The sequence below is a fragment of the Calothrix rhizosoleniae SC01 genome (assembly GCF_900185595.1).
In the GTDB taxonomy this organism is placed as follows: domain Bacteria; phylum Cyanobacteriota; class Cyanobacteriia; order Cyanobacteriales; family Nostocaceae; genus Calothrix_A; species Calothrix_A rhizosoleniae.
Map to the genome: position 1 here is coordinate 1 of NZ_FYBH01000295.1, position 10507 is coordinate 10507.

16 protein-coding genes and 1 pseudogene are annotated in these 10507 nt (G+C 37.7%); 8 read left to right on the forward strand and 9 right to left on the reverse strand.

Features of this window, described 5'->3' with window-relative positions:
- From CALSC_RS17760 to CALSC_RS17775, 4 genes and pseudogenes are all read right to left on the reverse strand, one after another.
- A pseudogene (locus CALSC_RS17760) lies at positions 1–696 on the reverse strand (SWIM zinc finger domain-containing protein); the annotation flags it as partial.
- 90 nt (positions 697–786) lie between these two features.
- Positions 787–1464: a P-loop NTPase family protein gene (locus tag CALSC_RS17765; RefSeq protein ID WP_088242633.1), complete on the reverse strand. Its 678-nt coding sequence runs from the start codon at positions 1462–1464 to the stop codon at positions 787–789.
- Positions 1465–1483: 19 nt separating this feature from the next.
- Positions 1484–1699, reverse strand: a complete 216-nt coding sequence (locus CALSC_RS17770) for a hypothetical protein (protein ID WP_088242634.1) — start codon at positions 1697–1699, stop codon at positions 1484–1486.
- A 21-nt stretch (positions 1700–1720) separates the two neighbouring features.
- Positions 1721–2617: an eCIS core domain-containing protein gene (locus tag CALSC_RS17775; protein ID WP_088242635.1), complete on the reverse strand. Its 897-nt coding sequence runs from the start codon at positions 2615–2617 to the stop codon at positions 1721–1723.
- A gap of 329 nt (positions 2618–2946) precedes the next feature.
- On the opposite strand from CALSC_RS17775, the gene CALSC_RS17780 reads away from it, so the two are divergent.
- From CALSC_RS17780 to CALSC_RS17795, 4 genes are all read left to right on the forward strand, one after another.
- Positions 2947–3213: a hypothetical protein gene (locus CALSC_RS17780; protein ID WP_088242636.1), complete on the forward strand. Its 267-nt coding sequence runs from the start codon at positions 2947–2949 to the stop codon at positions 3211–3213.
- Between the two features lie 172 nt (positions 3214–3385).
- Positions 3386–4498: an aldo/keto reductase gene (locus CALSC_RS17785; protein WP_088242637.1), complete on the forward strand. Its 1113-nt coding sequence runs from the start codon at positions 3386–3388 to the stop codon at positions 4496–4498.
- A gap of 124 nt (positions 4499–4622) precedes the next feature.
- Complete coding sequence (locus tag CALSC_RS17790; RefSeq protein ID WP_088242638.1) at positions 4623–5015, forward strand: hypothetical protein; 393 nt, start codon at positions 4623–4625, stop codon at positions 5013–5015.
- A 106-nt stretch (positions 5016–5121) separates the two neighbouring features.
- Positions 5122–5970: a helix-turn-helix domain-containing protein gene (locus CALSC_RS17795; protein ID WP_088242639.1), complete on the forward strand. Its 849-nt coding sequence runs from the start codon at positions 5122–5124 to the stop codon at positions 5968–5970.
- A gap of 105 nt (positions 5971–6075) precedes the next feature.
- Here the strand turns inward: CALSC_RS17795 and CALSC_RS27555 are convergent, their stop codons facing one another.
- Positions 6076–6417: an NADPH-dependent FMN reductase family protein gene (locus tag CALSC_RS27555; protein ID WP_235006834.1), complete on the reverse strand. Its 342-nt coding sequence runs from the start codon at positions 6415–6417 to the stop codon at positions 6076–6078.
- 97 nt (positions 6418–6514) lie between these two features.
- Between CALSC_RS27555 and CALSC_RS17805 the strand changes: the two genes are divergently transcribed.
- The 4 genes from CALSC_RS17805 to CALSC_RS17815 all read left to right on the forward strand — a co-directional run bounded on the left by CALSC_RS17805 (position 6515) and on the right by CALSC_RS17815 (position 7859).
- Complete coding sequence (locus CALSC_RS17805; RefSeq protein WP_088242640.1) at positions 6515–6868, forward strand: hypothetical protein; 354 nt, start codon at positions 6515–6517, stop codon at positions 6866–6868.
- A 63-nt stretch (positions 6869–6931) separates the two neighbouring features.
- Positions 6932–7063, forward strand: a complete 132-nt coding sequence (locus CALSC_RS27900; RefSeq protein ID WP_268807222.1) for a hypothetical protein — start codon at positions 6932–6934, stop codon at positions 7061–7063.
- 41 nt (positions 7064–7104) lie between these two features.
- On the forward strand, positions 7105–7245 hold the full coding sequence (locus CALSC_RS27065; protein WP_235006835.1) for a hypothetical protein: 141 nt from the start codon (positions 7105–7107) through the stop codon (positions 7243–7245).
- A 164-nt stretch (positions 7246–7409) separates the two neighbouring features.
- A complete protein-coding gene (locus CALSC_RS17815) occupies positions 7410–7859 on the forward strand; it encodes a substrate binding domain-containing protein (RefSeq protein WP_235006836.1) in 450 nt (149 codons plus the stop codon).
- A 66-nt stretch (positions 7860–7925) separates the two neighbouring features.
- Here CALSC_RS17815 and CALSC_RS17820 read toward each other — a convergent pair whose 3' ends face one another.
- From CALSC_RS17820 to CALSC_RS27565, 4 genes are all read right to left on the reverse strand, one after another.
- Entirely contained in the window at positions 7926–8432 is a 507-nt protein-coding gene (locus CALSC_RS17820; protein ID WP_088242641.1) for a hypothetical protein, read from the reverse strand.
- Positions 8433–8557: 125 nt separating this feature from the next.
- The gene (locus tag CALSC_RS17825) at positions 8558–9172 is read right to left on the reverse strand and encodes a DUF4276 family protein (protein ID WP_088242642.1); all 615 of its coding nucleotides are present in this window, start codon (positions 9170–9172) and stop codon (positions 8558–8560) included.
- Positions 9166–9852 carry an AAA family ATPase gene (locus tag CALSC_RS27560; protein ID WP_327331546.1) on the reverse strand — a complete coding sequence of 229 codons (687 nt, stop codon included), beginning with the start codon at positions 9850–9852 and terminating at the stop codon, positions 9166–9168. The genes CALSC_RS17825 and CALSC_RS27560 overlap by 7 nt, the downstream gene beginning before the upstream one ends.
- Complete coding sequence (locus CALSC_RS27565) at positions 9807–10358, reverse strand: AAA family ATPase (protein ID WP_235006837.1); 552 nt, start codon at positions 10356–10358, stop codon at positions 9807–9809. The genes CALSC_RS27560 and CALSC_RS27565 overlap by 46 nt, the downstream gene beginning before the upstream one ends.
- Positions 10359–10507: the final 149 nt, after the last annotated feature.

The following is a 10507-nucleotide window of genomic DNA, read 5'->3' on the forward strand; positions in this document are numbered from 1 at the left end:
GTAGTCACCTATATAATCCCAGTCGGAAACACAAGCGTCTGTAATTGCTTCTAGAATTGCTAAGGCATTGTTTACATTATCTCTGTGGCAATATTCAACAGCATCTTGAATGAGGCTGAGTAATTCTTCGTTGACGGTTTCATCTGCATAATCATAGCCACTTTCACAACTATTAACTGCATCGCGAAAAATTTGGCGTACCTTGGCTTTAATTTGTGCAGTGTTAACAGTTTGTTTACGTGGTGATTTGGTAGTTTTTGATGCGGGTGTGGGTAATGCAATGGCATTTACATAACCATCAATTTCATCAATTAACTCTGGATGTTCTTCAACTAATTCTTGTACCAAGCTTTGAGTTTGAATATGATTAAGTCTATCTAAAAGCTGTGGGAGGGTAGGACGTTTTTCAATGGTGTTGGCTTCATGGATGCAAGTTAAAGCTGTAGCGACAATGTGTTTACACCATCCGTCATAATTATAGGCACAGGTACAAATAGCAGTGAATTTACCATTATCACATCCGATGGTAACGCGGTAAGGGTTTTCTTCGCTTCCTTGAACTTCGGCTTGAATTTCTTCTCCACGTTGGGTGACACACAGCACCGAACCCATGCGATAACCAGCCTCACCTCGTTGAAATGATTTGGCATTTGCGTTGTGGCGAATAATGGATTCGCTAATATTTATCCCTGACATCACACCCCCAAAAATGCTTATATCACAAGCATAAAACGATGTGAGAATAAGTAGAGATGGGAATTTGAAAAATTATTGTTCTTGGAAAATCTACCTGAAGGGTCTGAACTGGGTTTTGGGATCAATATAAAAGACAGTGACTTGATGCTGCTTATCTTGCTTGAGATGTTCCAGGGCATTAGTGACGAATATACCTTTCCCAGAACCAGGTACGCCAACAATTAACGAGTTTTTCAAACTGCTTGCCAAGTCAGCTGGTAAATCAGGGATTTCTTGTTCAAATGTGACTAATTGTGTTTCTTTATTTTCTGAATTTAATATAGGTACAGCAGATTGCACTGGAGATGGAGTCTGTATTTTGTCAGGCAATAATGGTGATTGTATCTCTAAAAAATCAAGGGCATCATTACTAGCAGTATAGCCATTTTCCACTGCCCATTTTATTTGTCGTATCGCTTCTGCATCACTCACTTGATTGCGAAAATCCTTCAAATTATCACCTAAAAGTACATAGGCAACACAACCATAATTATTGATAGCTGTTTCATTACGATTACTTTTTTGAGTCCGCGTCCAAGCAGTATGAAAACTCCAAGGGGCAATCAAAAAACCTGTTGGGGGAAAAGCTGTGGCACTGGCTGTAATTAATCCGCCAATGATTCCAGCAATTATTAAATATTGACAGTTGTTATCTTCAATTGATTCACAAGCAATTATTTCCCATTCTTGGGATGTAAGTTTTCGTGAGTGAGGATTAAATCTGGACATAGCGATAATTACGAATTATCTATGGTGTGCTGCTTTCATAAAGTAAGCTATTTATTTTGCCTGGGATCAATTTACTACTCTTATTAACTAAATCTAATAAACCACTTGTCTCCAATGCATTTAATATTGTTTTTAACTTTCCTACTTGTTTTTTAGTTTCCTCTATAGTTTGATTTGTCTGATTGTTTTGAAGTTCTTCTTCTTGAAGTTCTTTTGATAAATTTTCTTCTGTCAAATAATCTAATTTATTTAGTTTTTACCAATCACCATATTCTTCTTCCCCTGCCATTTCGTCATAAAAAAGCTGCTGCATTTCTAGAATTTGTTTAGTGCTTTCTTGCTGATATTTTTCAGGTTTAAAAGCCATTATTTGGTCGATTATTTTATCATTAATGATTTCTGAGTCTTCATTTTCATCTCTATTAATATCTCTTTGTAACAAATTCTTCGCTTTACTCTGTTGCATTACATGAGTCAACTCATGAGCGATCAAACGTTTTCCCTGTTGGGTACTTGGTTGATAAGTCCCTTGACGGAAAAACACATCCCTTCCCGTTGTAAACGCTTTAGCCCCAATTTTCTGATTTAAACTATTAGCAGAAGGATTTGCATGTACCCGCACCCCGCTAAAATCTCTACCTAAAGCCTGCTCCATCGGCTCTTGAATACTTTTATCCAAAGGTTGTCCCCTACCACGCTCTCGGTTTAGGGATGCCTCAAACTCTGGGGAAGTTGCCATACCACCACCGTTCCCATCAGTCTTACACATCAAAGCAGGAGATTGCATCGTTTTCCCCAACTTAGTTTGCTGGGGTTGTGGGGAATCCATTTCTCGCACCACCCGCTCCGCCACAGAATCCGCTTCTTGCTCATAGCGATCGCCAACTTTACCAATCTTTAACTTAGCTTGCACTAAATTACCTTGCTGTCCACCCATTAACTCATGGGATAGACCATGAAATAATGATTTATGAGATAAGGGTTTCCCATATGTGCGATGCTGTGAATGTAATAATTTACCAACAGCCTTATTCCCAACCATCCCTTGTAGTTTTTTAACTGGGTGAGTATCAACTTGAGGAGAATTAGTTATGGTTTGTTTTTTAGGAACAACCTTAGCCCGTTGAGATTGGTTTTCTCGTAAATTATTCATAATGGCTATAATTTTAAATATTTCAGCTTAGATAAGTAATCAAACAAAAATATTTACCATTATTACAAACTACGCAAAATAGCCCTAACCCTTGCGATTGCTTCGTTTCACTCCGTCACACTCGCAATGACATTGTGTAATTAATTATGTTTAACTACTTACAGCACATTTTACCTTGGTGAAATACAATCTGACATACATTCATTTATTTTAAGTTTGGTGCGATGGGTATTGATTTAGGGAGAGCAAAAAAATAAAACACCCAGCTTTATCAAATATATTTTGGAAAAGAGCCTTGTTTGGGTGTGGTCAAGAAATATTGAGGGAATGTGCAAGGTGCGATCGCTCGTGTGAAGGAAGCGATTAATGAGGGGTGGTGTGAGAATCCAACTGGTTTGTTCATCAATAGCTGTAGGAATGGTGAAAAGGCAAAAAATACTGTGACATCGGATGTGAGTGCTTGGTTTGAATGGGCAAGTAGAGAAAGGCTTGTACTGGCGATGTCTGGAGGGGTGGTTTATACCCCTGAAGGGGAAGCTGTGGAAATTGGTCAGATGATGGGAAAATATCCTATGGAAGTAGCTAGGTGCAATTAAATATAAAACGCTCAAGCTTAAATTTTGCAGATTAAAACGTCTGCACTACTGGGTGCAAATCTGTCTAAATATTCAAGCAAGATTTCGACATAACCCCGCAAGAATTGTGTATGTACTCACCTCACTAATTACCTAAAGTAGAACTAATACAAAAACACAGGGAATTATCAATATGTCACTCAATACTTACTATACCCTCGGATGTTCTGGACTGCGTGTCAGTCGCCTTGCTTTAGGAACCATGACTTTTGGTACAGAATGGGGTTGGGGTTCCGATGAAAACGCTGCACAACAAATGTTTAACACCTACGTCGATGCTGGTGGTAATTTTATTGACACCGCAGATTTATATACCAATGGAACCAGCGAAACTTGGCTGGGTAAATTTATTACTGAAAGAAATCTCCGTGATAAAGTTGTTATCGCTACCAAGTTCAGTTACAATGCCGAATCAGGAAACCCCAATGCGGGTGGTAACGGACGTAAAAATATTATCCGAGCTGTGGAAGGTTCTTTAAAACGCTTAGGAACAGATTATATTGACCTTTATATTCTCCATACCTGGGATAAAATTACCCCCGCAGAAGAAGTAATGCGTACCCTTGATGACTTAGTTAGTGCAGGAAAAGTCCGTCATATAGGGTTGAGTGATGTACCTAGTTGGTATGCAGCCAGAGCGCAAACAATCGCTGAATATCGCAACTATGAGCCAATTTCGGCTTTGCAATTAGAGTATTCTCTAGTTGAGCGTAACATTGAGCGGGAATTTATTACCCTCGGTCAACAATTGGGAATGGGTACTATGGTTTGGAGTCCTTTAGCTAGCGGACTTTTAAGTGGTAAATATAAGCCTAGGGAGGATGGGTTTTCTGGGGAAGGAAGATTAGATACCACTCGCGGGATTGAAAATCCAGCATTTCAAAAAATTAGTGACAGAAATTGGCAGATTGTTACAGAGTTAGAGGCTGTAGCCAAGGAATTAGGACACAGTATGGCGCAAGTAGCCGTTAATTGGGCTGTAAACCGTCCCGGTATTGCTTCGGTAATTGTTGGTGCTTCTAAATTATCCCAGTTGGAAGATAATATCAAAGCACTAGATTTTGACATTCCCGCAGAACTTACAAATCGTCTTGAAACAGTCAGTAAACCAGAATCACAATTTCCTTACACCTTCTTTGATGCTGAGATTCAAGGAATGATTAATGGTGGTGCAACAGTTGGTGATAAACCTGATGGATATCAACCCAATGTGTTAAGTAAATCTACTGGTGCAGGAGTGTCTTAAATGTTTTATTCCAATGTGCTGATTTTATCGTCATTTGCAGAAGTTTATTAGAAAATTAAGATTATTTAGATACTCGAATTTTTCAAATAAATCGAGTATCTACAAACCGAATATAGGAGCTTTTATGCATCCAAAATATTTGATTATTGAAGCTTCATGGGATGATATGAGCATCAAATACATACTTTCAATAAATTTGCTGAAAAATGCTTTAATTATGTATGTTAGTAACACAGAAAAATTACAAGCTGATTGGTTGAACAGCATCTATCAGAATCCACTGCGAGATTATTTAGAAATTAACCTCAGTCCATCTTTATTTGCACAAATATCTGGTCAAACAATCTCTACTTTACCTCACCAATTTATCCAGATAGAAATTACTGATCCCTCAATACTCCATCTAGCATATCTACTGCGAACCGAAATGGAAACTCCCAAAATCTTAAGTAAAGAATTCGTTTTTGCAATTGTGAATGCAATGATTATGACTTGTGAGATTAGCAATCAAGTGTAAAATTTTTGCCCATCTCTATCCAACCTATAGGAGATTGCGAAGAAAATGGTAGGGATTGCTATAGTAAATTAAGATAAGTAAACTTATGTAAGCATTCTACTTCCCGATGCCACAGCCAGAGCAGCAAGCAAAAGCTACCATCATCAAGGCTGAGTGGAGCGACTTGATTGTAGAGTACGGACGTTTGGGTGAAACGGGAGATTTTGATTTTGCCATGCCTAAACACGGGATTAGTGTAGCATTTGCTCCCCACGATCGCGTCACTTGGTCGGTAGATGGAGGAAAACCACAAACTACTCCCCTGCCCGCAGGAAGTGTGTTTTTATATTCATCCCGCGAGTTTGTTTGGCATCGACGAAAAAAAGAGAGTGAATATGTCAATTTACTACTCAAACCAGAATTAATCAACCAATTGGCGGATGACAACGGAATATCAACTCCTATTGAATTAGAACACAGGGTAATTTTTCCCGAGCCGACTATTTTACATTTAGCACAGTTATTGAAGTCAGAGGCAGTTAATGGTGGTTTAGCTGGTAATTTGTATGTGGAATCATTACGCAATTTACTCGCAATACATTTACTGCGAAATTACTGTGGAATAAGGGAGAATTTCTCCCCAGAATTAGGTGCTCTCGATACTTTTAAACTCAAAGAAATCAAAGATTATATTGAAGAAAATTTAGCGAAAACATTAACAATCGCTGAGCTTGCTGCATTGGTACCCATGAGTGAGTTTCATTTTGCCCGTACCTTTAAAATATTAGTAGGAGAACCACCACATCGTTACATTCTCCAACGTAGAATCGAACAGGCAAAAGTATTATTAAAAGTGACGCGATTGTCGGCAGCAGAAATAGCCTATCAAGTTGGATTTTCTACTCCTAGTCATTTTACGGCACAGTTTCGCAAACTTTTAGGAGTCACACCAAAACAGTTTCGCCATCGCATTTAAATTTTCAACTCTCAGTGAAGTATTACCAAAATTACCAGCTATTGGGATAATGCTGATTGGTATCGTCAACTGAGTAAAAAGACTGAAGTCACTGTATAAAATTTCTTAATACAAGGATAACGAGTGACAATGCTGGATAGAAAAGCCTTGGAAAATTCTACTTGTGCCTGATTTAATTGCCAGCGTATCCAAGCTTCCTGCATAATATCCTCGGCATCGGTAACACTGCCAAGCATTCGAGCTTGCGATCGCAAATAGTAAAGAATGATATTGATTAAATATCTCTAGGTTTTCCATTGGATGAGCAGGTGAATTTATCCCAACATCACGCATTTTACAATCGGCACCAGGATAAGACATTTGCCAAACTTGGATAAACTCCGCACTCAAGGCACGAGAGATAGAGCCTTCTTGAAGAACACTTGATTGAATCTCCAGTAGTTTCATAGTTGATTTTTGGTTCTCCAGTCTCTATTTACTAAGACGAAGAACACCTTAAAATTGTGACAGTTGCTAGGGATTCATGAAAACCGTTTGTAATGTTATGAGTTCATTAACAGATAGATTGGTAGAAGCATTTATATCATGTACTCTCCCCAAGTCAGAGTGGACTCATCACACCCATCTCAGAGTTGGATTGTGGCATTTACTCCACTATCCACAAGATGAATCTGTCACGATATTGCGCCAGAGTATAAAAAAATACAATTTTGTTGGTGGAATTGAAAACACAGAAAGCCAAGGATATCATGAGACAATCACTCTGTTTTATATATGGCTAATCAACAAATTTATTCAGCAAGCAGATTGTTCGCAACCAATTGATTTGCTTGCAGATGAGCTAATTAATCGCTATGGAGATAAGTCGCTTCCATTTCGGTATTACCCATTGGGCTAGGTGATGTAAGTCGGGCTGTGCCTGCTATCGCTGTTTGACCCCAGAATCCCATGGATTCTATCCGTGGGAGTATGTCAAGAAGTTGCTCACAGGCTTTTATCAAAAATAGATGACTTGACTCAAGAGTTGCAAGACACCTTAAGAGAACCCCGTGGACGGCTGAAAATTAGTATGTCTGCTGCTTATGGTCGATAAGATTATTAGCTCAGTTTTTACAAGTTTACCCTCAAATATCTGTGGAGCTTTCCCTGGATGACAGAGATGTAGATTTAGCTGCTGAAGGTTTTGATGTGGTAATTCGGGTGGGAACTTTAGCTGATAGTGCTAATCTGATTGCCAGAAGATTATTTCTTGACCCTCTAATTAGGGCTTGCTGAAAAAGTCTTTTGGTGAGGGTAGGGAGTAGGGAGTAGGGAGTGGGGAGTAGTTCCAGCCTCCTTATTTCTAGTATTTTTGCCAGAAAAAATCACAGATGCAAGGATTTTAGGTTTAAAATCCTAATTCCCTTGCACTTATTTCCCAATAAAATAGCCTCAAAGCATTGATAAATCAATATTTTTCAGTTATTCAGCAGACCCTAATTACTTGTGCTACCCCTGAATATTTAGAATCCTGTGGACGACCTCAACATCCTGATGAGTTAAATCGACATAACTGTTTAAACTTCCGTAATCGCAAAACAGGTCGTCCAGTACCTTGGTTTTTTACTATTGATGAGGAGGTTGAGCGCAAAAATTTTCCAGGGACACTAATTATTGATGATGGTGAAGCAGTGGGACAAGGAGCAATATTGGGAGTAGGTATTAGTCAAATGCCTGGTTTTATGGCAATAAATGCTATACAAGAAGGTATTTTAGAAGAAATTTTAATTGATTACAGACCATCATTTGTTCCCTTTACCGCACTTTATTTAGAGCGAAGATTGGTTTCACCACGCATTCAAGCTTTTGTTGATTTTATGGTGCAACAGGGTGGTGTTTGGATGGAATGAGAAAATGAAAATAGCTCAATATTAAGATTGACATCAATTTTTGCCATTAGTTAATTGCAAAACTTTTTATTTGATAAATGGTAAGAGGTCGAATTCTTGACGTATTTCCAAAAGAGAACAATTGAGCAGGGATTTGTAATCGAGAAAAGGGTAATATTTTCTTGTGCCACGAGTCTTAAACCAGATGGTTAAAATTTCTGGTAGTAGTCGCGGTAAAACGAACAAAATTGAAGTATACAGCCATAACACCCCATGCTGTTTAATTAGATCGTTATACATAATGTCTATTGCAGGTCTGATTTTGGGGTCGTTGCGGGTACGTATATAATCGCCAAACTTGAAATCGCTTGTCCAAAAACTCAATGGTAATAATTTGATTTCGTCATACATATCAGTGTCGCAACCAAGAACAATATGAGAAATATCGTGTGCCAACAAAATTTGGGCAAATTCTGGGGGCAGTTCTCTAGGGTCAGTGATACTAGGATTGTTCTTATAATACTCTTCTAATCCTTGTTGAAGAGTCTGGGTGCTATGTTGATTGGTGTACTCAGGACGGGAACGCTTACTCATTTACATGCTATTACGATACGGTATTATTTCGTAATTTATAATAACACTTATGAATAATAAGAATAAAAAACACCAGGATGACCTCGCAGTGGCAAATTTCATTAATTGCACAAAGGTGAAAACTGCTATGTTATCTTTCTTTCCAAAGTTGTAAACAAATTGTCGCAATGAGAAGAAGCTTGACGTACTTTATCTGTATCCAATATTTCTAAAAGCTTTGAAGCGTGCTTTATTTTTTGATACTCTCCTTTGGTAGTACTGCAAGTAGCTTTTTTAAGACTTGATGCTAAAGTATCTTTATCAATTTTTTCAACATCTTTAGTTTTGGGAATAGCATTTTCTTTAAATTCCTGACCATAAAATTTTTTCAGAGCATCAATATCAGCAATCATCCATGCTTCCATTGTTTGAACCATTAAATGAGAGTGACTCTTATCTATAGCCGGTGGTATCCAATTATCCCTAATCTTTAAATGTTCCCAAGGAGAGTTTTCGACAACAGGTGCTTCTGCATCAACTAAAAGTATATTAAAAGCATCTGGATGATCTATTAAAGCATTGTTGAAATCACGAAAGGCATCATTACGACTTCCACAAATAATAATGTTCCATTTTATCTTCTTGCTTCGTGCTAGCTGTCCTAATTCTTGAAAAAACCGGCTAAATCCTTGACGAATTGGAGTTTTTGTATTCTTACCATCACCACCACCTTCAATATAAATACGAATTGCTTTTACCACCTATTTCCTCCAATTTCACCCATTTTCCACAAGTCACCAAGAGTATAATTTTCTAACCATTTTTTCAGAATTTCAGGTTGAAGACATTGCAATTCAGTACCTTTTTCCTGATTTCGTTCGCAAACTAATACTGACTCGGGAGGAACCTCAGAAACTAAAGCATCAGAATGAGTTGTAACAATTAACTGCGTTCTTTGAGATGCTTCTACTAACATTTCGGCAATAATAGGTAAAATATCTGGATGTAAGCCTATTTCTGGTTCTTCAATACATATAAGTGGTGGTGGAGTCGGGTCTAATAGTAAAGCCATTAAAAATAAGTAACGAAGCGTACCATCAGATAATCGAGTTGCAGGAATAGGTTGAATTAAACCTTCTTCGCGAATGAATATCTGTACCGTTCCTCCATACACTTTTATACTTAGTTCTTCTGCAAAATCATAAAATTTTTTGACTTTATCAATAATTTTTCTATTCCCTATTTGATGTTGTAAATTATTTAGAAATAGTCCTAAATTACTGCCATCTTCTAGAAGTGGATGTTCTGGTAAGTCAGTTTTTTGAGCATTTCTTGGTTCGGCAGTTCTTCCAATATTCCATTTTCGATATAAAGATATTTGTGAAAAATGGTTGCTTAAAATGAAAGTTCTGGATATAAATCTGGGTCTTTTCTTTGAGATAAAACAGACTGATCAACCATTAAATCTTCTCTGCGGAGAAAACGTTTTATTCGTTGTTCTTCATCTTCTCTTTTAACATTTAAAACCGGATGACCACGTAGGTAGCGATAGTAAAAATATACATCTTCTTCTTCATCATATGGAATTTGATTTTCGACTGCTTCATCAACTAGTTCTAGTTTTTGACCTGCTACGGTTAAACTAAGTTGATAGTTTAAATCCTGATTAGCTTGAGGATAATTTATAGTAGCTTTGATTCTAGCTACTGGAGTTTTCTTATCTCCTTTCCAAAGAAAATCATTTATCCCTCCACCTTGTCGAATTGGTGCTGGTAAATCTGTAGGTGTTGCTTTTAATAATGCGATCGCTTCAATGAGATTTGATTTTCCTGATGCATTTGCACCAATTAATACATTTAGTGGTTTCAGTTCAATCTCTTCGCTTTTGCTTCCATAGGAAAGAAAGTTTTCTAATTGTAGGGACTTGATAAATCTACTGCCTTCCACAATTATCTCCAGTCATGGCAACAATCAATAGTAAAAAATTGTAGGCGTTATGTCAAGATATGCAGCTGTTTACTCCCTTCTCGTTATTAAATTTAGCGAAAAATTGTAGGGTGGGTTGTAGCTTACTTGCCAACGCACCCTTACGTCTG